This window comes from Micromonospora sp. NPDC005553, from assembly GCF_042871765.1.
Classification (GTDB): domain Bacteria; phylum Actinomycetota; class Actinomycetes; order Mycobacteriales; family Micromonosporaceae; genus Micromonospora.
The window spans coordinates 155,875-177,815 of sequence record NZ_JBIAJD010000003.1 but is presented as its reverse complement, the minus strand read 5'-3'; the positions used below and the strand labels follow the sequence as shown (position 1 = coordinate 177,815).

At 71.0% G+C, this 21,941-nt stretch carries 19 protein-coding genes; 6 read left to right on the top strand and 13 right to left on the bottom strand.

Annotation, left to right across the window (positions count from 1 at the left end):
* Window positions 1-3: 3 nt before the first annotated feature.
* Both radA and disA read left to right on the top strand, forming a co-directional pair.
* Window positions 4-1,461: a DNA repair protein RadA gene (gene radA, locus ACFYPG_RS13260; RefSeq protein WP_355005935.1), complete on the top strand. Its 1,458-nt coding sequence runs from the start codon at window positions 4-6 to the stop codon at window positions 1,459-1,461.
* A gap of 131 nt (window positions 1,462-1,592) precedes the next feature.
* Entirely contained in the window at window positions 1,593-2,777 is a 1,185-nt protein-coding gene (gene disA / locus ACFYPG_RS13255; protein ID WP_030327921.1) for a DNA integrity scanning diadenylate cyclase DisA, read from the top strand.
* A gap of 6 nt (window positions 2,778-2,783) precedes the next feature.
* Here disA and ACFYPG_RS13250 read toward each other — a convergent pair whose 3' ends face one another.
* From ACFYPG_RS13250 to ACFYPG_RS13240, 3 genes are all read right to left on the bottom strand, one after another.
* Window positions 2,784-3,500, bottom strand: a complete 717-nt coding sequence (locus ACFYPG_RS13250; protein WP_355005936.1) for a hypothetical protein — start codon at window positions 3,498-3,500, stop codon at window positions 2,784-2,786.
* Between the two features lie 106 nt (window positions 3,501-3,606).
* Entirely contained in the window at window positions 3,607-4,179 is a 573-nt protein-coding gene (locus ACFYPG_RS13245) for a peptide deformylase (RefSeq protein ID WP_350857154.1), read from the bottom strand.
* Window positions 4,176-4,688 carry an ACT domain-containing protein gene (locus tag ACFYPG_RS13240; RefSeq protein ID WP_355005938.1) on the bottom strand — a complete coding sequence of 171 codons (513 nt, stop codon included), beginning with the start codon at window positions 4,686-4,688 and terminating at the stop codon, window positions 4,176-4,178. The genes ACFYPG_RS13245 and ACFYPG_RS13240 overlap by 4 nt, the downstream gene beginning before the upstream one ends.
* A gap of 96 nt (window positions 4,689-4,784) precedes the next feature.
* Here ACFYPG_RS13240 and ACFYPG_RS13235 point away from each other — a divergent pair, with 96 nt between their 5' ends.
* Window positions 4,785-5,696: an A/G-specific adenine glycosylase gene (locus tag ACFYPG_RS13235; RefSeq protein ID WP_355005939.1), complete on the top strand. Its 912-nt coding sequence runs from the start codon at window positions 4,785-4,787 to the stop codon at window positions 5,694-5,696.
* A 604-nt stretch (window positions 5,697-6,300) separates the two neighbouring features.
* Here ACFYPG_RS13235 and ACFYPG_RS13230 read toward each other — a convergent pair.
* From ACFYPG_RS13230 to lysS, 3 genes are all read right to left on the bottom strand, one after another.
* Complete coding sequence (locus ACFYPG_RS13230; protein WP_355005940.1) at window positions 6,301-8,844, bottom strand: ATP-dependent Clp protease ATP-binding subunit; 2,544 nt, start codon at window positions 8,842-8,844, stop codon at window positions 6,301-6,303.
* Window positions 8,845-9,357: 513 nt separating this feature from the next.
* On the bottom strand, window positions 9,358-9,702 hold the full coding sequence (locus ACFYPG_RS13225; RefSeq protein ID WP_036392792.1) for an Lsr2 family protein: 345 nt from the start codon (window positions 9,700-9,702) through the stop codon (window positions 9,358-9,360).
* Between the two features lie 112 nt (window positions 9,703-9,814).
* Window positions 9,815-11,323 (bottom strand): lysine--tRNA ligase, encoded by a 1,509-nt coding sequence (lysS, locus tag ACFYPG_RS13220; RefSeq protein ID WP_355005941.1) that lies wholly within the window; start codon window positions 11,321-11,323, stop codon window positions 9,815-9,817.
* A gap of 88 nt (window positions 11,324-11,411) precedes the next feature.
* Between lysS and ACFYPG_RS13215 the strand changes: the two genes are divergently transcribed.
* Window positions 11,412-12,152, top strand: coding sequence for a class I SAM-dependent methyltransferase (locus ACFYPG_RS13215; RefSeq protein WP_355005942.1), 741 nt, complete (start codon window positions 11,412-11,414; stop codon window positions 12,150-12,152).
* A gap of 35 nt (window positions 12,153-12,187) precedes the next feature.
* Here ACFYPG_RS13215 and ACFYPG_RS13210 read toward each other — a convergent pair whose 3' ends face one another.
* From ACFYPG_RS13210 to ACFYPG_RS13180, 7 genes are all read right to left on the bottom strand, one after another.
* Window positions 12,188-12,946 carry a type III pantothenate kinase gene (locus ACFYPG_RS13210; protein WP_355005943.1) on the bottom strand — a complete coding sequence of 253 codons (759 nt, stop codon included), beginning with the start codon at window positions 12,944-12,946 and terminating at the stop codon, window positions 12,188-12,190.
* Window positions 12,947-12,963: 17 nt separating this feature from the next.
* The gene (gene nadC, locus ACFYPG_RS13205; RefSeq protein WP_387352013.1) at window positions 12,964-13,866 is read right to left on the bottom strand and encodes a carboxylating nicotinate-nucleotide diphosphorylase; all 903 of its coding nucleotides are present in this window, start codon (window positions 13,864-13,866) and stop codon (window positions 12,964-12,966) included.
* Between the two features lie 34 nt (window positions 13,867-13,900).
* Window positions 13,901-15,610: an L-aspartate oxidase gene (locus ACFYPG_RS13200; RefSeq protein ID WP_387352012.1), complete on the bottom strand. Its 1,710-nt coding sequence runs from the start codon at window positions 15,608-15,610 to the stop codon at window positions 13,901-13,903.
* 108 nt (window positions 15,611-15,718) lie between these two features.
* Entirely contained in the window at window positions 15,719-16,615 is an 897-nt protein-coding gene (locus ACFYPG_RS13195; protein ID WP_387352010.1) for a septum formation family protein, read from the bottom strand.
* A 96-nt stretch (window positions 16,616-16,711) separates the two neighbouring features.
* Entirely contained in the window at window positions 16,712-17,140 is a 429-nt protein-coding gene (panD, locus tag ACFYPG_RS13190) for an aspartate 1-decarboxylase (RefSeq protein ID WP_355005947.1), read from the bottom strand.
* Window positions 17,141-17,187: 47 nt separating this feature from the next.
* Window positions 17,188-18,036 (bottom strand): pantoate--beta-alanine ligase, encoded by an 849-nt coding sequence (gene panC, locus ACFYPG_RS13185; protein WP_387352008.1) that lies wholly within the window; start codon window positions 18,034-18,036, stop codon window positions 17,188-17,190.
* Window positions 18,037-18,209: 173 nt separating this feature from the next.
* Window positions 18,210-19,175: a Rossmann-like and DUF2520 domain-containing protein gene (locus ACFYPG_RS13180; RefSeq protein WP_387352006.1), complete on the bottom strand. Its 966-nt coding sequence runs from the start codon at window positions 19,173-19,175 to the stop codon at window positions 18,210-18,212.
* Window positions 19,176-19,455: 280 nt separating this feature from the next.
* Between ACFYPG_RS13180 and ACFYPG_RS13175 the strand changes: the two genes are divergently transcribed.
* Together ACFYPG_RS13175 and ACFYPG_RS13170 are read left to right on the top strand one after the other, a co-directional pair.
* Window positions 19,456-20,754 carry an SAM-dependent methyltransferase gene (locus tag ACFYPG_RS13175; protein WP_387352004.1) on the top strand — a complete coding sequence of 433 codons (1,299 nt, stop codon included), beginning with the start codon at window positions 19,456-19,458 and terminating at the stop codon, window positions 20,752-20,754.
* A complete protein-coding gene (locus ACFYPG_RS13170; RefSeq protein WP_355005951.1) occupies window positions 20,751-21,938 on the top strand; it encodes an NADH-quinone oxidoreductase subunit D in 1,188 nt (395 codons plus the stop codon). The genes ACFYPG_RS13175 and ACFYPG_RS13170 overlap by 4 nt, the downstream gene beginning before the upstream one ends.
* The last annotated feature ends 3 nt before the right edge of the window (window positions 21,939-21,941 follow it).

Genomic DNA, 21,941 nt, shown 5'->3' with positions numbered 1-21,941 from the left:
GATGTGACCACCTCCCGATCGACAACTCCGCGTGGCGGCACGGCCGGTGCCCCCCGTGGTCGGTCCGCCGCCCGCGAGCCGCGCCCGGCCTACCAGTGCGACGCCTGCGGGCACCAGCCGCCCAAGTGGGTGGGGCGCTGCCCGGAGTGCGGCGAGTGGGGGGCCGTGGTCGAGCACACGGTGACGGGCCCGACGGTCTCCGGTCGGGTGGTCAGCTCCCGGATGCCGTCCGAGCCGGCCCGACCGATCGCCACCATCAGCGCCGCTCCGGCCCGCGCGGTGCCCACCGGGGTTAGCGAGCTCGACCGGGTGCTCGGCGGCGGCCTGGTCCCGGGTGCCGTGGTGCTGCTCGCCGGCGAGCCCGGCGTGGGCAAGTCGACCCTCCTTCTCGATGTGGCGCAGCAGTGGGCGGTCGGCGCCGGCAGCCCCTCGCTGGTGGTCAGCGGCGAAGAGTCGGTCAGTCAGGTGCGCCTGCGCGCCGAGCGGATGGGCACCCTGCACGAGCGGCTCTACCTCGCCGCGGAGAGCGACCTCGGCTCGGTGCTCGGTCACCTCGACGCGGTCAAGCCGGGCCTGTTGGTGCTCGACTCGGTGCAGACCATCTCGACCACCGGCACCGAGGGTGTGCCCGGTGGGGTGACCCAGGTCCGCGCGGTCACCGCCGCGCTGGTCTCGGTCGCCAAGGAGCGGGGCATCGCCACCGTGCTGGTCGGGCACGTCACCAAGGACGGCCAGGTGGCCGGGCCGCGGGTGCTGGAGCACCTGGTCGATGTGGTGCTGCACTTCGAGGGCGACAAGCACTCGTCGCTGCGCCTGGTGCGCGGCGTGAAGAACAGGTTCGGCGCGGCCGACGAGGTCGGCTGCTTCGAGATGCACGAGGGCGGCATCAGCAGCCTGGCCGACCCGTCCGGGCTGTTCCTGACCCGCTACGCCGAACCGGTCCCGGGCACCTGCGTGACGGTGGCCATGGAGGGGCGGCGGGCCCTGGTCACCGAGGTGCAGGCGTTGATCGGCGCGACCGTGGCGGGCTCTCCCCGGCGCACCGTCTCCGGTCTCGACTCGGCGCGACTGGCGATGGTGCTCGCGGTGCTGCAACGGCGCACCGAGCGGCTGACCCTGCACGACCGGGAGGTCTTCGCCGCCACTGTGGGCGGGATCCGGGTGGTGGAGCCCGCCGCCGACCTGGCGGTGGCTCTGGCGGTCGCCTCCGGCGGGCTCAACCTGGCGATCGCGCCGCACCTGGTGGCGATCGGTGAGGTGGGGCTGACCGGCGAGGTGCGCCGGGTCGGGGCGGTGCCGCGCCGGCTGGCCGAGGCCGCCCGGCTGGGGTTCAAGGTGGCTCTGGTGCCGCCCGGCTGCGGCCCGGCCAGCACCGGCGCCGGCCCCGAGCAGATGCGGGTGACCGAGGTCACCGACGTCCGTTCGGCGCTGCACCATGCGGCTCGCGCGTCCGCCGAGTGACCCACCGTGCCGACGAGGGCGGCGAAACCGGACAGCACGTCGCAAGCGGGAAACGTTGGAAAGGGCGGCATCGTGACACATCACAGTAACCACGACAGCACCCACCGCACGGCAGTCCGTAGACTGTGCCCGTGCCGATCGACCGCGATACCACCAAGCCAGCTGGCGCGCCGCCCCAGGCCCGCACCGGCGCCGTGGGCTCGCCCGCCCGCCCGATCAGCGTGAGCGTGACTGCGGGGGCCGCCGGGAGCGCCGGAGATCCGCTACGGGCCAATCTCGCCCTGATGGCCCCGGGCACCGCGCTGCGTGACGGTTTGGAGCGCATCCTGCGGGGTCGCACGGGCGCGCTCATCGTGCTGGGCTACGACAAGGTGGTCGAGGGCCTCTGCACCGGCGGCTTCCCGCTGGACGTGGAGTTCTCCGCGACCCGCGTGCGCGAGCTGTGCAAGATGGACGGCGCTGTCGTGCTCTCCAGCGACGGCACGAGGATCGTCCGGGCGGCAGTGCACCTGATGCCTGACCCGTCCATCCCGACCGAAGAGTCCGGCACCCGGCACCGCACCGCCGAGCGGGTGGCCCGCCAGACCGGCTACCCGGTCATCTCGGTCAGCCAGTCCATGCGGATCATCAGCCTCTACGTCAACGGCCAACGGCACGTGCTCGACGACTCGGCGGCAATCCTCTCCCGCGCCAACCAGGCGCTCGCCACCCTGGAGCGCTACAAGCTCCGGCTGGACGAGGTCTCCGGCACGCTCTCCGCCCTGGAGATCGAGGATCTGGTCACCGTGCGCGACGCGGTGGCGGTGGTGCAGCGGCTGGAGATGGTTCGCCGGATCGCCGACGAGATCGCCGGCTACGTGGTGGAGCTGGGCACCGATGGCCGCCTGCTCGCCCTTCAACTCGACGAGCTGATGGCCGGCGTTGACGCCGACCGGACGCTGGTCATCCGGGACTACCTCCCCGTCGGCCGCAAGTCGCGCACCCTGGACGAAGCTCTCGTCGAGCTGGACCTGCTCGGTGCCACCGAGCTGATCGACCTGGTCTCGGTGGCCAAGGCCATCGGCTACCCGGCCGCGTCCGACGCGCTCGACGCCGCGGTCAGCCCGCGCGGCTTCCGACTGCTGGCCAAGGTGCCCCGGCTGCCGGTGGCAGTGGTCGATCGCCTGGTGCTGCACTTCGGCAGCCTCCAGCGTCTGCTCGGCGCGACGGTGGAAGACCTGCAAGCCGTCGAGGGGGTCGGCGACGCCCGGGCCCGCGGCGTCCGTGAGGGGCTGTCCCGGCTCGCCGAGGCATCCATCCTGGAACGTTACGTCTGATCCGGCTCAGCCGGTGACGGTGAGCTTCACCGGGTCGCTGAGCTTCGTGCCGACCCGGGCGAACACCTGGTACGACCCGACCGGCGCGAACGGTCCTCCGGCCAGCGCGCCGTCACAACGGCTGGTGTCCCGCCCGTTCCAGGGCACCTGGTAGGAGCGCTCGAAATTCGGTGTGAAGGTCTGCACGTCCGAGCCCTCGACCTTGCCGCAGGTGTCCGACGACCAGACCTTTTCGGCCCCGGACTTGATGAAGATCTCCTGAAGGTCGGCGCCGACGTTGCGACTGCACGTCCGGTCCGACGTGTTCTTGATCCTCAGTTGCAGCTCGACCACCGCGCCCCGCTGCACCGAGGTCGGGCTCGCCGACGAGACCACGCTGATCTCGCCGTCGGTGCAGGTGCCGTCGTCCTCCGAACCGGCCGCCGCGCCCAGCGGCGGTGTGTTGCTGGTGATCCCCGGGCTCGGACTCGTCGCACCCGAATCAGCGGACGCGGACGACGCCGGAGCGCCGGTCTGCGGTGTCAGCACCGGCCCGGCGGGGCCTGACGTCGCGGCGGACGTCGCCGACGGCGAACCTCCCGCCTTCGGATCCTTGTCGCCGGAACGACCCGAACCGGTACAGGAGTAGAGCAGGACAATCAGGAACAGGAACCCCGCTCCGAGTACGACGGCGCGACGCCGCCAGTACACGGCGGGTGCCAGGGGGCCGACCGTCAGACGCATGATGCCCTCCACCGTAGCCGCGCCGTACCCGGCAGTGCGGCGCGACGCGCCGGAGCCACTCCGAGGCGCCCGCGCAGCCCTCCACTGAGGACGGTCCGCCACCCGGTCACAGGTAGACCTTGCGCTGATAGACCGCGTGCGCACCGGCCACCCGGTCCAGGAAGAGCAGCCCCGCACAGTGGTCGATCTCGTGCTGCAACGCCCGAGCCTCGAAGCCGTCGGTCACCAGCCGGACCGGCTCGCCGCTGCCCGGCAGATCACCCTCCACCACCAGCCGGCTGGCCCGCTTCACATCGCCCGTCAGGTCCGGCACCGACATGCAGCCCTCCCGGCCCGGCTTCCACCGCGTCGCCTCGACCACGCGCGCGTTGCACAACACGAAGGTGCCGTGCACCGTCACCGCCTTGGGGTGCCCGGTCACGTCAACGGCAAAGACCCGAGCGCCCACCCCGACCTGCGGCGCGGCCAGCCCCACGCAACCCGGCGAGACCTTCATCGTGGCGATCAGGTCGGCCGCGAGTTGGACAGTCTCCTTTGCCGTGGGGTCGACCTCGTCAGCGGCCCGACTCAGCACCGGATGCGGGGCGGACACCACCGCCCGCACCTCGCCCGGCACGTCCAGTGACTCCGGAGTCCAGTCCCCCAGGCCGACCTCCGGCCCACGCTCCTCGCCGGTCACAACAGGTCCGGGTCCGCCGGGCGGAGGGTGACCTCCACGCCCAGCTCGGCAGCCGTCCGGTGCAGCCGGTCGAGCAGAGTCTCCGCCACACCGGCCGGCAACTCGACCTCCGCCAGGACCACGTAGAGCGCACCGGTCAACCGGGTACTCAGGTCGGTGACATTCCCCCCGGCGTCCACCAGCACCCGCGTCATCGCCGCGACGATCCCCATCCGGTCCGAACCGTGCACCGCCATCACGTACGGCTCACCCACCGGAGGAACATCACCGTCCGGGGTTACCGCGCGTACCGTCGCCAGCAGCTGGCCCTCGGCGGCCAGCGACGCCAGTGCGGCCTCGACCTCGGCGGCGGCCGGGCCGGTGCAGATGAGGGTCATCGCGAAATGCCCCCGCAGCCGCGTCATCGTGCTGTCGGTGAGGTTCGCCCCCAGTCGGGCCAGCACCTCCGCGACGTCGGCCACGATGCCCGGCCGGTCCCGACCGATGACGGTGATCGCGAGCTCGTTCATCCGCGCATTCTCCCCCGCCCGCCGAACGAGGACGTGGCACCCCGCCCGAGCCGCCCACCCAACGGGAACGCCGGGCGTGACATCATCGACGACGCCATGACTCAACCCGACTTCGCCACACTGGTCAGCCGGTGGTTCCAGCAGCACGCCCGTGACCTGCCGTGGCGCGAGCCCGGCGTCACCCCGTGGGCCATCCTGGTCAGCGAGGTCATGCTCCAGCAGACTCCGGTGGTCCGGGTGGTGCCGGCCTGGCAGGCCTGGCTGGCCCGCTGGCCCGACCCGGCCGCGTTGGCGGCGGACACCCCGGCCGAGGCGATCCGGATGTGGGGGCGCCTCGGCTACCCCCGTCGGGCGGTGCGGCTACGCGAATGCGCGGTCGCGATCGTCGACCGGCACGGCGGCCAGGTGCCGGACCGGCTGGAGCAACTGCTCGCCCTGCCCGGCGTCGGCACGTACACCGCGCGGGCGGTGGCCGCCTTCGCATACGGGCAGCGGCACCCGGTCGTCGACACCAACGTACGACGGGTGGTGTGCCGGGCGGTGGCCGGCGAACCCGACGCCGGGCCCGTCACCCGGCCAGCGGACCTGGTCGCCACCGAAGAACTGCTTCCGACCGAACCGGCCGCAGCGGCACTGGCCAGCGCCGCGTTCATGGAACTGGGCGCGGTGATCTGCACGGCCCGGTCACCGCGCTGCACCGCCTGCCCCGTCGAGTCGGTCTGCGCCTGGCGGGCGTCCGGCCAGGAGGCGCCGGCCGGGCCGACCCGTCGACCCCAGCGGTACGCGGGCACCGACCGACAGGTCCGCGGTCTGTTGCTCGGAGTGCTCCGGGACAGCACCGGACCGGTCCCACACCAGCGGTTGGACCAGGTCTGGACCGACGACGTGCAACGCGCCCGCGCCCTCGCCGGGCTGGTGCAGGACGGGCTGGTCGAACCCGTTGGCAGCGACTCCTTCCGCCTGGCCGGTGACGGCCCGACCCTGCCAACAGCAGACCTGACCACCTGACCCGCCCACCCGGCGCATCCTGCGCGCCAACCCATGGGCCGCGCGGCCGGCCGCACGCCCGCTCGACCCGCACGCCCACTCGACCCGCACGCCCACTCGACCCGCACGCCCACTCGGCCCGCACGCCAGCTCGCCCTACGCGGCAGGCAAAGGCCACGATCCGCGCCTTCACCTCAAGATCGTGCTCGATCCTGGATGTAGTGGTGTCGGGCGTGCCGGATGCCACTACATCCAGGTTGCTGCGCGATCTTGGGAGCCGACGCCTTCACTGGAAGCGAGGCCGCCGGCGAGCGCACCATTACGCACCACAACATCAGGGAAGGTGCTGCCTCCGAACGCCGCGAGGCAGCACCTTCCCTGATGTTGTGAGGATCTTGCCGGGCGCGGCAGCCTGAGAGGCCCGCATGCGGGCAGCAGGGTGTGTCGGGCACGGCGGCACGGCACGGCGGCACGGCGGGCACGGCGGCTGGCCGGCAGGGCAGGTGCGACGCGGAGGCGGGCCGGGAGGGCACGAGCGGGACGGCGGCGGGGCGGTGTGCGGGGGCACGAAAAGGCGGGGCACCGGTGGCTTGCGCCACCGGGGCCCCGCCCCTTGCTGGTTGTGTTACTCGTCCACGCCCGCGGCGGCGGTGCCAGCGGCAGTGCCACCGAGGTCGGCCGGGACGGCGTCCGGAACTTCGATCGGCTTTTCCGAGCCCCGGAAAACGAGCTTGGACTTGTCGATGTCGTCCGGGTCGCCCTCGCAGTCCACCACAATGATCTGACCCGGGATCAGCTCGTTGAACAGGATCCGCTCGGAGAGGTTGTCCTCGATGTCGCGCTGGATCGTGCGACGAAGCGGACGGGCACCGAGCACCGGGTCGAAGCCCTTCGCGGCCAGGTACTTCTTGGCGTTGTCGGTCAGCTCCAGACCCATGTCCTTGTTCCGCAGCTGGCCCTCGATCCGCTGGATCATGATGTCCACGATCGAGAGGATCTCGCTCTGGCGCAGCTGGTGGAAGACGATGGTGTCGTCGATCCGGTTGAGGAACTCAGGCCGGAAGTGCTGCTTGAGCTCGTCGTTGACCTTCTGCTTCATCCGGTCGTAGGTGGACTCGGAGTCCTCCGACTGCTGGAAGCCCAGCGACACCGCCTTGGCAACGTCACGGGTGCCCAGGTTGGTGGTCAATATGATGACCGTGTTCTTGAAGTCCACGATCCGACCCTGACCGTCGGTGAGCCGACCGTCTTCGAGGATCTGCAGGAGCGTGTTGAACACGTCCGGGTGGGCCTTCTCGATCTCGTCGAAGAGGACCACCGAGAACGGCCGACGCCGCACCTTCTCGGTCAGCTGCCCGCCCTCGTCGTAGCCGACGTAGCCGGGAGGGGCACCCACGAGCCGGGAGACCGTGTAACGGTCGTGGAACTCGGACATGTCCAGCTGGATGAGGGCGTCCTCGCTGCCGAAGAGGAACTCGGCGAGCGCCTTGGACAGCTCGGTCTTACCGACACCGGACGGGCCGGCGAAGATGAACGAGCCCGACGGGCGCTTCGGGTCCTTCAGGCCGGCCCGGGTACGCCGGATCGCCTTCGAGACCGCCTTGACCGCGTCCTCCTGGCCGATGACGCGCTTGTGCAGCTCGTCCTCCATGCGCAGCAGGCGCGAGGTCTCCTCCTCGGTCAGCTTGTAGACCGGGATGCCGGTCCAGTTGCCGAGAACCTCGGCGATCTGCTCGTCGTCGACCTCGCTGACGACGTCCAGGTCACCGGCCTTCCACTCCTTCTCCCGCTGAGCCTTCTGGCCGAGGAGCTGCTTCTCCTTGTCGCGCAGCTGGGCGGCGCGCTCGAAGTCCTGCGCGTCGATCGCGGACTCCTTGTCGCGACGCACCTGGGCGATGCGCTCGTCGAAGTCACGCAGGTCTGGCGGCGCGGTCATCCGACGGATCCGCATCCGGGCACCGGCCTCGTCGATCAGGTCGATCGCCTTGTCCGGGAGGAAGCGGTCGGAGATGTACCTGTCGGCCAGAGTCGCGGCAGCAACGAGGGCGGCGTCCGTGATCGAGACACGGTGGTGAGCCTCGTAGCGGTCCCGCAGGCCCTTGAGGATCTCGATGGTGTGGGCCAGCGACGGCTCACCCACCTGGATCGGCTGGAAGCGGCGCTCGAGAGCGGCGTCCTTCTCCAGGTGCTTGCGGTACTCGTCGAGCGTGGTGGCACCGATGGTCTGCAGCTCACCACGGGCCAGCATCGGCTTGAGGATGCTCGCGGCGTCGATCGCGCCCTCGGCGGCACCCGCACCCACCAGGGTGTGGATCTCGTCGATGAACAGGATGATGTCACCGCGGGTGCGGATCTCCTTGAGCACCTTCTTGAGGCGCTCCTCGAAGTCACCGCGGTAGCGGGAACCGGCGACGAGCGCGCCCAGGTCGAGCGTGTAGAGCTGCTTGTCCTTGAGGGTCTCGGGCACCTCGCCCTTGATGATCTTCTGGGACAGGCCCTCCACCACGGCGGTCTTACCGACGCCGGGCTCACCGATCAGGACCGGGTTGTTCTTGGTACGGCGGGAGAGCACCTGCATGACCCGCTCGATTTCCTTCTCGCGCCCGATGACCGGGTCGAGCTTGCCCTCGCGGGCGGCCTGGGTCAGGTTACGGCCGAACTGGTCCAGCACCAGGCTGGTCGACGGCGCGGCCTCACCCGGCGCGGCGCCCGCCGCGGCAGGCTCCTTGCCCTGGTAGCCGGAGAGCAGCTGGATCACCTGCTGGCGGACCCGGTTGAGGTCGGCGCCGAGCTTGACCAGCACCTGGGCGGCGACGCCCTCGCCCTCACGGATCAGCCCGAGCAGGATGTGCTCGGTGCCGATGTAGTTGTGGCCGAGCTGCAGCGCCTCGCGCAGCGACAGCTCCAGCACCTTCTTGGCCCGCGGCGTGAACGGGATGTGCCCGCTCGGCGCCTGCTGGCCCTGGCCGATGATCTCCTCGACCTGCTGGCGGACGCCCTCCAGGGAGATGCCGAGGCTCTCCAGGGCCTTTGCCGCGACGCCTTCACCTTCGTGGATCAGGCCCAGCAGGATGTGTTCCGTACCGATGTAGTTGTGGTTGAGCATCCGGGCCTCTTCTTGGGCCAGGACGACAACCCGTCGCGCTCGGTCGGTGAACCGCTCGAACATGCCCTCGTGCTCCTCACGTGCCGTGCGCCTTGATGGTCAAGATCTTGGCGGGGCCGGTGCACGAACGTCCAGGACGGGCGTCCGTGCCTCCTTACTCTATCGTCGCTGACCGACTCCGCTGAGGTCGTGTGTCTCTGCTCTGGGTCGGTTCCACGTCGTTTTGAACAACCGTCCGCGCTCAGGAGGTGTTCCGGTAGCCCTGTCGCTACGCGCAGAGCGAAATCCGACTGACTCGACGGAAGCCCGATCCGGGGTCCCGAAGCGCTCCGGGAGGCCCCGGAGGGCGGACCAGCGGTCGCGACGAGCGCCGCGCCGGCCCTTCGGGAAGGTTATCCACAGGCTGTGGACAGCTGTTCCACTGGTTGTGGACAACGCCGGTGGGCCCGGAATGCTTCCCGGCCCCGAACGGGCACGACGACGCCGTCCGGATACGGCGACGCCGGCCCGGAGGACTCCTCCGGCCCGGCGTCGGTGTCGCCTGCGGTGGCGGCTCGCCACCAAGCTGCTGACTGATCAGCGCTTCGCGTGGAACTCGTCCACGATCTCCTGCGGGATACGACCCCGGTCCGAGATGTCCTTGCCGGCCTTCTTGGCCCACTCCCGGATCGCCTTGTTCTGTTCCCGATCGGCGGTCGCGCCACCCCGACCGCGGGCAGCCCGCCCACCGATCACGACACCGCCGCGGCCGACCTTGGTGCCGGCACCCACGTACGACGCAAATGCATCGCGCAATTTCGCGGCGTTGGCGCTCGACAGGTCGATCTCGTACTGAACGCCGTCGAGGGCGAACTTGACGGTCTCGTCCGCGTCCCCGCCGTCCAGGTCATCGACCAGCTTGTGAATGATCTGCTTGGCCACGTCCCACATTCCTTTCGAGCAGGGTGCTCCTGCTAACGAGAGCACAATAACCCCCGCGCTGCTCGTCGCGTCAATAGGCTCCGGTTACGGCTCGGCGTACGAGCGGACGGGACTACTCCTGGCGGACCAACGGGAAGAGGATCGTTTCCCGAATTCCGAGGCCGGTCAGGGCCATCAAGAGGCGGTCGATTCCCATTCCCATACCGCCGGCCGGCGGCATTCCGTACTCCATCGCCCGAAGAAAGTCCTCGTCGAGACGCATCGCCTCGTCGTCGCCGCGAGCCGCGAGCTGCGCCTGGGCCACCAGCCGCTCCCGCTGCACGATCGGGTCGACCAGCTCGGAGTACCCGGTGCCCAGCTCGAAACCGAGCACGTAGAGGTCCCACTTCTCGGCCAGACCCGGCTCGCTGCGGTGGCCTCGGGTGAGCGGGCTGGTCTCCTCCGGGTAGTCCCGCACGAAGGTGGGTGCCTCAAGGCTGGGAACGACCAGTTCCTCGAACAGTTCCTCGGCCAGCTTGCCCGGCCCCCACTTCGGGTCGACCGCCAATCCCACCTTGTCCGCGTACTCCACCAGACGGGTCCGGTCGGTGCGGACCGTGACCTCCTCGCCGAGCGCTTCGGAAAGCACGCCGAAGAGTGTCACCGACCGCCACTCACCACCCAGGTCGAACTCCCGCCCGTCGGCGTGGGTCACCACCGTCGAACCACTCACCGCGATCGCCGCCTGTTGCACGAGATTACGGGTCAGCTCGCCGATCGTGTCGTAGTCGCCGTACGCCTGGTACGTCTCCAGCATCGCGAACTCCGGCGAGTGCGAAGAGTCGACACCCTCATTACGGAAGTTGCGGTTGATCTCGAAGACGCGGTCGACGCCGCCGACCACAGCGCGCTTGAGAAACAGTTCGGGAGCGATTCGCAGATACAGATCGGTGTTCAACGCATTGCTGTGGGTCACGAACGGTCGGGCCGTCGCACCGCCATGCAGCAGTTGCAACATCGGCGTTTCCACCTCGATGAAGCCCTGCCCGTGCAGTGAATCGCGCAGACTGCGCACCGCGGCTGCCCGGGTACGCACCATCTGCCGCGCCTGCGGCCGGACAATCAGGTCGACATAACGCTGCCGGACGCGTGCCTCCTCGGAGAGGGGCTTGTGGGCAACCGGCAACGGTCGCAACGCCTTGGCGGTCATTTCCCATTGCTGGGCCAACACCGACAGCTCACCCCGACGGCTGGTGATCACCTCGCCGGTGACGCCGACGTGGTCGCCGAGGTCGACGAGGCGCTTCCACGCCTCCAGCCGCTCCGGCCCGACCCGGTCCAGTGAGAGCATCGCCTGCAACTCGGTGCCGTCGCCGTCCCGGAGGGTGGCGAAGCAGAGCTTGCCCGTGTTGCGTACGAAGATCACCCGGCCGGTGACAGCGACCTGGTCGCCGGTCGCGGTGTCGGTGGGCAGGTCGGCGTAGGCCGCCCGGACCTGCGCCAGGGTCGTCGTGCGGGGGAAGCCGACCGGGTAGGGCTCGACGCCCTCGGCGAGCATCCGGTCCCGCTTCTCCCGGCGGACCTTCATCTGCTCGGGAAGGTCGTCGGCGGGGTCCACTGGCACGGGGTTCTGCTCGGTCACGGCACGCTTCCTCGTCACGGAGATACAGGGGGTCAGGGCCGAGCGTACTCAAGCGTGCCGGAGGGCGTTACGGGATAACCTGCCCGTCATGGTCGATCACACTCACGCCCTGTCGTTCGGTGTCGCTGCGAGTGATTACGACCGGTTTCGGCCACGCTATCCCGAGGCTGCGGTCAGCTGGGCACTCGACGGGCTGAGCGAAGCCCGGGTGGTCGATCTCGCGGCGGGCACCGGCATCCTGACCCGCGCTGTGCTGGCCCTGGGTCACGAGGTCGTACCGGTCGAGCCCGATCCGGGGATGCGGGCGCAGCTTGCGGCCAGCACCCCGGGCACGACGGCGCTGGCGGGCAGCGCCGAGGCCATGCCGCTGCCCGACACGACGGTGGACGCGGTGCTGGTGGGGACGGCGTACCACTGGTTCGACCGGGGGCCCGCGCACGCCGAGATCGCCCGGGTGCTCCGCCCCGGCGGCACCTTCGCCCCCATCTGGAACATCCGGGACGGCAGCGTCGACTGGGTGGCCGAGCTGGGTCGCATCGCCCACTTCGGGGACAAGTCGACCAGTCAGGTCTTCGGCGAGGGCGCCGACTTCGGCCCCGCGTTCGACGCCGTCGAGAAGCGCGAGTTCACCCACCGCACCACGCTCACGCCGGACGAGCTGCTGGGCATGGTCCGCACCCGCTCGTACTGGCTCACCGCCTCCACCGACGTTCAGCGGCGGGTCGAGCGGGAGCTGACCGACCTCCTGAACACGCACCCCGCCCTGGCTGGCCGGGACACCATCGAACTGCCGTACCGGACGCTGGTGCTGCGCGCCCGGCGGCTCTGACGCCCGCACGGAGGCCGGCCCTACGGCGGCCGGGGTCAGGTGTTGCGGTCGTAGACCATCCGCAGACCGATCAAGGTGATCATCGGCTCGTGGTGGGTGATGCTGCGACACTCGTTGATCACCAGAGAGGCGAGGCCGCCGGTGGCGATCACCGCCCGCACCTCGCCCAACTCCTCGGTCATCCGCTCGACGATCCGGTCCACCTGCCCGGCGAAGCCGAAGTACAGGCCGGCCTGGAGGCACTCCACGGTGTTCTTGCCGATCACCGAGCGGGGCTTGGTGGCCTCGACCTTGCGCAGTTGCGCGGCCCGGGCGGCCAGCGCGTCGAAGGAGATCTCGATGCCCGGGGCGAACGCGCCGCCGAGGAACTCACCACGCTCACTGATCACGTCGAAGTTGGTGGTGGTGCCGAAGTCCACAACGATCGACGGACCGCCGTAGAGGGTGTACGCCGCCAAGGTGTTCACCACCCGGTCGGAGCCCACCTCCTTGGGGTTGTCGATCGCCAACTGCACGCCGGTCCGCACGCCCGGCTCGACGACGACGCTCGGCACCTCCGCGTAGTAGCGGCTGAGCATGGTGCGCAACGACCGCAGCGCGGCCGGCACCGTCGAGCAGGCGGCCACACCGGTGATCTCGACGTTGTCCCCGGCGAGCAGACCCCGGAACATCAGGCCCAGCTCGTCCGCCGTCGAACGGGCATCGGTCTTGATCCGCCAGGAGTGCACCAGCTTGTCGCCGTCAAAGGTCGCCAGCACGGTGTTGGTGTTTCCGATGTCGATGCAGAGCAGCACGCACGCAGCCTAGACAACTACTCGCTGCGCAGGTCCAGCGCGATGTCCAGGATCGGCGACGAGTGCGTCAGCGCGCCCACCGAGAGGAAGTCCACGCCGGTGGCCGCGTACCGGCCGGCCACCTCCAGGGTCAGCCCGCCGGTCGCCTCCAACTCGGCCCGGTCACCCACCGCGGCCACCGCCCCGGCCAGCACCTCCGGCGTCATGTTGTCGCAGAGCAGGAAGTCCGCGCCGGCCTCCACCGCCTCCACCGCCTCGTCGACTGTGGTCACCTCGACCTGCACCGGCACCTCCGGGAAAGCATCCCGGACCCGCCGGAAGGCAGCGGTGATGCCCCCGGCCGCCAGCTTGTGGTTGTCCTTGATCATGGCCACGTCGTAGAGGCCCATCCGTTTGTTGGTGCCGCCGCCGGCCCGCACCGCGTACTTCTCCAGCGCCCGCAGGCCCGGCGTCGTCTTGCGGGTGTCCAGCACCATCGCCTTCGAGCCGGCCAGCGCGTCCGCCCAGGCGCGGGTGTGGGTGGCCACCCCGGACATCCGGCAGAGCAGGTTGAGCGCCGTCCGCTCGGCCGTCAACAGCAGCCTGGTCGGGCCGGTCACCGTCGCCAGCACGTCGCCGCGGGCCACCCGCTCGCCGTCGCGGGCCAGCACCGACACCTCGACGGTACGACCGAAGCCAGTCACCTCGCCCACCAGCTCGAACACGGCAGCAGCCACCGCCATCCCGGCCAACACCCCGTCCGCGCGGGCCACCAGGTCGGCGGTGTCGGTCTGATCCGCCGGAATGGTGGCCACGCTTGTGACGTCCAGGAAATCCGGGCCCAGATCCTCCACCAGCGCGCCCTCGATCACCTGCCGTACGTGCGCCGGATCCAACCCCGCCGCCCGCAACGCCGTCTCCGTCGACTCGATCAATGCCATCTCCGTTCGCGACTGCGGGGCTCGCAAAACCGGCTCACTCCTCGCGCTCACTGTGCTTCCCCTCCCACTGTTGCGTCACCCGGCCCTGCGCCCCGACCGCACCGACCAGATGGCCCAGCCACCGTTCGTCGGCCGTCGGGAAGTCCTCCCGCCAGTGGCAGCCCCGGGTCTCACCACGGGCGTACGCGGCGGCAACCAGCGTCGACGCCACGGTGAGCAGGTTCGTCGCCTCCCAGTCGGCGGTCCGCGGCCGGCCCCGGGCCACGCCCAGGTCGGTCAACGTGCCGGCCGTCCCGGCCAACGTCGCCGCGGATCGGAGCACCCCCGCCCCCCGGGTCATCGCCCGTTGCAGGGTCGGCGTCACCTCCGCGGGCAGCACCCAACCTGTCCCGCCACGCCACGCGCCGGTTTCCGCCGGCTGGGCCTGCTCGGGCAGGCCGGCGGCGATGTCCTCGGCGATCCGCCGGGAGAAGACCAGACCCTCCAGCAGCGAGTTGCTGGCCAGCCGGTTCGCGCCGTGCACACCCGTGCAGGCCACCTCGCCGCAGGCGTACAGGCCCGGAATGGAGGTACGGCCGCGCAGGTCGGTCCGGACCCCGCCGGAGGCGTAGTGGGCGGCCGGCGCCACCGGGATCAGATCGGTCGCCGGGTCCACGCCGATCGCCAGGCAGGACGCCACGATGGTGGGGAACCGACCGGCCAGGAAATCGCCGCCCAGGTGCCGTGCGTCGAGGAAGACGTGGTCCGCACCGGTGGCCAGCAGCACCCGGTGGATGCCCTTGGCCACCACGTCCCGGGGTGCCAGCTCAGCCAACTCGTGCTGGCCCACCATGAACCTCTTGCCGTCCCCGTCCACCAGGTACGCGCCCTCGCCACGCAACGCCTCCGAGACCAGCGGCTGCTGCGCGTGCCCCGCCCCGGGCACCCCCGCGCCGGACGGGGTGATCAGGGCAGTCGGGTGGAACTGGACGAACTCCACGTCGGTCACGGCCGCGCCGGCCCGCAGCGCCAGCGCCACCCCGTCCCCGGTGGAGACCGCCGGGTTGGTGGTGGCCGAGAAGATCTGCCCCATGCCACCGGTGGCGAGCACCACTGCACGGGCCAGCAGCGCGCCGACGCCGTCCTCGCTGCCCTCACCCAACACGTGCAGGGTGATCCCGCAGGCCGGGCCGAGCCCGTCCGGGCCGTCGCCGGGCGCGCGCAGGAGATCCAGCACGAGGGCGTGCTCGAACAGCCGGATCCACGGATCGCGCTGCACCGCGGCATGCAGGGCCCGCTGCACCTCCGCGCCGGTGGCGTCGCCGCCGGCGTGCACGATCCGGTCCGCCCGGTGCCCGCCCTCGCGGGTCAGCATCAGCGAGCCGTCCGGGTGCCGATCGAACTCGGCGCCGATCCGGATCAACTCACGGAGGCGGGTCGGGCCCTCCTCGACCAGCACCCGGACCGCCGCCGGGTCACACAGCCCGACCCCGGCGACCTCGGTGTCCCGGGCATGCGCCGCCGCGGTGTCGGCCGGGTCGAGCACGGCGGCGATGCCACCCTGCGCCCACCGGGTCGAGCCGTCGTCAATGTTGACCTTGGTGACCACCGTGACGTGCAGACCGGCCTCACGCAGGTGCAGCGCCGCGGTCAACCCGGCCACGCCGGAACCCACCACGATCACGTCGGTGGTCTCCACCCACCCGGGCGCGGGCGCGGCCAGCAGCGCGGGCAGGGCAGGCAGGTCGACGGTCGGAAGGTCCATCCCCCCAGTCAACCCGAACCATCCTCGCCCGGGGCGGCGGGGGCGGGACGAGTGTTTTGGGCGACCCCGTCCGCCCCGCGCCGCGCCGCGCCGACCGTCAGGCCGTGGTCACTTCGTCCGGACCGGCAGACCAGCCGGGCCCGCGCCCTTCAGCGAAGCGGTCACCGTACGGTCGCTGAGCCACAGATAGCAGCGGACGCCCCGATCACCGACCTTCCAACGCCCCGCCCCCGGCGGACGGACCACCACACCGCTGCGGAAGCGCAACGTGGCGTCGTCAGGTACGCCCGCGTACCGGGCCAGGACGCTACGACAACCCGTGTAGAGCGGCAGCCAGTCGGCGTCCCGGGTCGGGTACGCCAGGTCCGGCGCGCGCCACACCCCGACGAACTCGGCGTCGTGCTGTCTGCCGCACTCCACCGGCGTCAGCGTCTGCACACCCCGGCCGGCGCCACCGCGGGTCTGCTGGCAGCCGAGGCGCAGCCCGGCGGGCCCCTTCAACGCGTCCCGCAGACTGCCCGACCGGACCACCACTGTCGCCGCCGCCTCGACGGTGGTCAGCTCGGTGAGGTCGCAGCGGAACCACCGGGAACCCGCCGTCCACCCCGGCCCGTTGGGCAGCGCCACTGACAGCCGCAGCCGCCCGGACCGCCATTCGTCACCCACGTAGCGGGTCGCACGGGTGTCGCACTCGGCGAACGCACCCCGCAGCTCGGCCGAACCACCCGCCGGAGCGGCCACCCGCTCGGCCGGGAAAGCCCCGACGTGCACCGTCTCCAAGCGGTGCGGCCCGGCGCAGTCCACCGGCTCATAACTGGCCAGGCTGACCAGATCGGTGAAGTCGCCGGCGTGACACACACCGGCGGCCGGAGTGAACGCCGACGGTGCCGGTAACGCCGCCCAGTCGTCGGTCAGATCACCGTCCAGGCCGCCGGACCCGGCGCAGCCCACCAGCAGCACTGCCGTCACGGCAGCGGCGAACACTGTCGTCATGGCACGGCTCATCGCGGCCTCCCCCAGCCACCGACCGGCTTCCGCCAGCGTGCCCAGGGTAACCGGAAATGACCTTCCGGTAACAGACCGGAATCACGGTACGGGGGATCAGACTCCGGACACGGCCAACGGGCTGGGCACCGGGCTACCGGCCGTGCCAGGCGCCGCCGCAGCCGGATCGGTACCCAACTCGATCACCCGGTTGTCGGCGTCGACGTGCACGACCCGTGGCCGGTACGTCCGGGCCTCGGCATCGTCCATCTGCCCGTACGAGATCAGGATGACCAGGTCACCGGGGTGCACCAGGTGCGCGGCGGCGCCGTTGATGCCGATCACGCCGCTGCCCCGCTCGCCCGGGATCACGTACGTCTCCAGCCGGGCGCCGTTGGTGATGTCCACGATCGCCACCTGCTCGCCGGGGAGCAGGTCGGCGGCGTCGAGCAGATCCTCGTCCACGGTCACCGAACCGACGTAGTGCAGGTCGGCCTGGGTCACCGTGGCTCGGTGGATCTTCGACTTGAGCATGGTCCGCAACATCTTCAGTGGCCTTTCGCGGGTATTCGGGGGCGGGTGGTACGGCCGGGTCAGGGGCGCGGGGCGAGGTGGATCGCCGCGTTGTCGATCAACCGGGTGGCGCCCACCCAGGCGGCGATCACCAGCCGAGCCGGCCCAGCCACCGGCCCCGGTTCCAACTCGGGATCGGTGAGCACCAGGTAGTCGAGGCGGGCACCGGGCGTACCGGCGCCGAACGCGGCGTGCGCGGCGGTCAGCACCGCGGCCGCGTCCAAGCCGTCGTCGGCGGCCTGCGCGCCGGCCCGCAGCGCGGCGGACAGACTCAGCGCGGCGGCCCGCTCCGGCTCACTCAGGTAACGGTTGCGACTGGAGAGGGCCAGCCCATCCGGCTCCCGCACGGTCGGCACGCCGACCACCTCGACCGGCACGTCCAGGTCCCGGGTCATCCGCCGGACCAGGGTCAGCTGCTGGTAGTCCTTCTCGCCGAAGAACGCCAGGTCCGGCCGGGTGAGCTGGAGCAGCTTCAGCACCACAGTGAGCACCCCGTGAAAGAAGCCGGGGCGGCTCGCCCCCTCCAGCTCGCCGCCGAGCTGGCCTGGATCGAGGCGTACGCGGGGCTGACCGTCCGGGTACATGTCCGCCACCGACGGGGCGAAGACCAGATCCGCGCCCGCCCGCCGGCACACCTCCAGATCGGCCTCAAGGGTGCGCGGGTAGCGGTCGAAGTCCTCGTTCGGCCCGAACTGCAACGGGTTCACGAAGACCGTAACCAGCACGTGGTCGGCCTGTTCCCGGGCCGCGCGCAGCAACGTCCCGTGGCCGGAGTGCAGCGCACCCATGGTCATCACCACCCCGACAGTGCCCTTCAGCCCGGCCCGGGCCTCGGCCAACTCGGCGCGCGTGTGCACCACCCGGGTCACAGGGCCGCCTCGGTTCGCGACTGCGGGGCTCGCAAGATCGACTCACTCCTCGCGCTCACAGCGACGCCTCGGTTCGCGACTGCGGGGCTCGCAAGATCGACTCACTCCTCGCGCTCACAGCGACACCTCGGTTCGCGACTGCGGGGCTCGCACGATCGGCTCACTCCTCGCGCTCACGCGGCCACCTCCCGACCGCTGTCGGCCAGCACGCCGAGCAGCGACTGTGCGTCCACCGGCCGCAACCGGCCGGCGGCGATAGCCCGGTCGGCGGTCCGACGGGCCAACGCCAGGTACGCGGGGACGGATTCCGGTGCGGTGGCCGCCAACCGGGCCAGGTGCCGCTGCACGGTGCCCGCGTCGCCACGGGAGACCGGACCGGTCAACGCGTCGTCACCGAGCCGCAGCGCGTTCTCCAGGGCGGCCCGCAGCAGCGGGGCGAGCACCTTCTCCGGCCGGGACACCCCGGCGTCCCGCAACCGGTCGGCCGCCTCGTTGACAAGGGTCACCAGGTGGTTCGCGCCGTGGGCCAGCGCGGCGTGGTAGAGCGGGCGGTCCGACTCGATCACCCACTCGGGCACGCCGCCGAGGTCGGCGACCAGTCGGGCAGCCAGCGGGCGCAGCTCCGCCGGGGCGGTCACCCCGTACGAGATACCGTCCAGACGGGCCAGGTCGTCCGGCGTACCGGTGAAGGTCATCGCGGGGTGCAGGGCGAGTGGCCGGGCGCCGGCCGCGACGGCCGGCCCGAGCACGGCCAGGCCGTGAGCCCCCGAGGTGTGCGCGACGACCTGACCCGGGTGCAGAGCGCCCCGCTCGGCGAGGTCGGTCACCACACCGGCCAGCCTGTCGTCGGGCACCGCGATCAGCAGCAGGTCGGCGGCGGCGTGGGCCACGGCGGTGACCGGGCGGCGGGGCACCTCGGGCAACAGCAGGGCGAGGCGGGCGCGGCTGGCTCCGGAGCTGCCGGAGACGGCGACCACCCGGTGCCCGGCGGCGGCGAGCGCAGCGCCCAGCACGGCGCCGACCCGACCGGCGCCAATGACACCGACGGTGAGCAGACGGGAGGTGCGGGGAGTGGCGGAGGCACCGAGAGCGGCGGGCCCCTGCGGGGCGGCCGAACGCGGGCGCATCGGTGCGCTCATGTCGATGATCCAGTCCTCGAGAAGGGGTACCGGTCGATCGCAAGTATGCGCCCGGCCCACCGAACCCGGACAAGCATGTGTGAAAACCTTCACCACCGCCTCAAGTGCCCTTCACCACCGTCCCCGACCGCCCCAGGCCAGCGCGTCCCCGTGCCACCATGATCAAGTGCTGAAAAGTAGGTAACCGGAGCGTTTCTGACCTACTTTTCATCACCTGATCACCGTGCGCCGCGCCCGCTGCATTCGGAGTGAACTGATGTCGATCGCCTGGCGAGACGCAATGAGCCAAGCCCTCTATGGGCCGGGCGGCTTCTTCGTCGCCGGCACCGGCCCGGCCGAACACTTCCGCACCAGCGTGCACGCGTCCCCGGCCTTCGCCACCGCGCTGCTGCGCCTGCTCACCCAGGTCGACGCGGCCCTCGGGCATCCGTCGCGGTTCGACGTGGTCGACGTGGGGGCGGGGCGGGGCGAGCTGCTACGGGCTCTCGCCGGGCTCGCTCACGATTCCGCCGGGCTCGCTCACGATCCCGCCGGGCTCGCGGTGGGGGTTTTCGGGGAGCCCGCCCACTCCGGGCCGTCAGGCTTGATCCCTGCGTGGTCGGGCTCCCCGGAAACCCTGACTCCCACGACCTCCGCCCGTCCGGCACCCGACGGGCCGTCGTTGGCCGCCGTCGCTCCGTCGCTCGCCGAACGCGTCCGCTTCACAGCCGTCGAGTACGCGCCCCGCCCGGAGAACCTGCCCAAAGAGATCAACTGGACGTCTGAGATCCCTGCCGGGATCACGGGAGTGCTGCTCGCCACCGAGTGGCTGGACAACGTCCCCCTCGACGTGGCTGTGCATTCCGAAGATGGCTGGCGATACGTGCTGGTCGACCCGGAGAGTGGTGCCGAATCGATTGGTGAGCAGGTCAGCCCTGACGATCTTGATTGGCTCAAACAGTGGTGGCCCAGCCCCACGAGCCTGCCCAGTACGGACCGTGCGCCGAATCCGGAGGTGACCTGGACGGACTCGACCAGCGACAGCGAGTCGGGTTTCGGGGCAGCCCGGCCGGCGCAGGGATCAAGCCTGACCGCCCGGAGCCGGCCGGGCTGCCCCGAAACCCCCGCCGGTGACTACCTACGAGCCGAGATCGGCCGCAGCAGAGATGAGGCCTGGGCCGACGCGGTGCGAAAGATCAGCCGAGGGCTGGCGGTGGCAGTCGACTACGGGCACCTGATCGGCGACCGACCTGTGGACGGGACGTTGACCGGGTACCGGGGTGGGCGGCAGGTGCCTCCGGTGCCCGACGGGTCGAGTGACGTCACAGCGCACGTGGCCATGGACTCGATCGCCTCCGCTGGTGCGGCGGTCGCCCGGTGCGCGTACTCCCTGGTCCTGCAAAGGGAGGCGCTGCGGGCGCTCGGGGCCGACGGCGGGCGACCACCACTCAGTCTGGCCGGCACCGACCCGGTCGGCTACGTGCGGGCGCTGGCCGCCGCGTCGACGGTGGCCGAGCTGACCGACCCGGCCGGGCTCGGTGGGCACTGGTGGTTGCGCCAGCCGGTCGGCATCCCGCTCGGGTCGGCCGTGGCACGATGACGGGCATGACCACCGACGCCGGGGACCTCCGTGAACTGACCGTCGGCACCGGGGCCGGGCTGATCCCCGGCACAGGTGATCAGCAACTCGGCACCGACATGGTGCTGAACATCGGTCCGCAGCACCCCTCCACACATGGCGTGCTGCGGTTGAAGCTGGTGCTCGACGGCGAGCGGGTGGTCGCCTGTGAACCGATCGTCGGTTACATGCACCGGGGCGCGGAGAAGCTCTTCGAGGTGCGTGACTACCGGCAGATCATCGTGCTGGCCAACCGGCACGACTGGCTCTCGGCGTTCTCCAACGAGCTGGGCGTGGTGCTCGCTGTGGAACGCCTGATGGGCATGGAGGTGCCGGAGCGGGCCACCTGGCTGCGAATGGCCCTGGCGGAGCTGAACCGGGTGCTGAACCACCTGATGTTCCTCGGCTCGTACCCGTTGGAGATCGGGGCGATCACGCCGATCTTCTACGCCTTCCGTGAACGCGAGACCATCCAGGCGGTGATGGAGGAGGTCTCCGGCGGCCGGATCCACTACATGTTCAACCGGGTGGGTGGCCTCAAGGAAGAGGTCCCGTACGGGTGGACCGGGCGGGCCCGCGCGGCGATCGGCGAGGTACGCCGCCGGTTGCCCGACCTGGACCACCTGATCCGGCGTAACGAGATCTTCCTGGCCCGCACCGTCGGCGTGGGCGTGCTGTCCGCCGCGGACGCCGCCGCGTTCGGCGCGTCCGGGCCGGTGGCCCGCGCGTCCGGGCTGGACCTGGACCTGCGCCGCGACGACCCCTACCTGGCCTACGACGAGCTGGACGTGCCGGTGGTCACCAAGACCGCCGGCGACTGCCACGCCCGTTTCGAGGTACTGCTCGACCAGGTGTACGCGTCACTGGACCTCGCCGAGCAGTGCCTCGACCGGGTGGACCGGCTGACCGGGCCGATCAACACCCGGCTGCCGAAGGTGCTCAAGGCGCCGGAGGGGCACACGTACGCCTGGACGGAGAACCCGCTCGGCATCAACGGCTACTACCTGGTGTCGCGGGGTGAGAAGACGCCGTGGCGGTTGAAGCTGCGCACCGCCTCGTACGCGAACGTGCAGGCGTTGGCCACCCTGCTCCCGGGCTGCCTGGTCCCCGACCTGATCGCGATCCTCGGCTCGATGTTCTTCGTGGTCGGCGACATCGACAAGTGACCG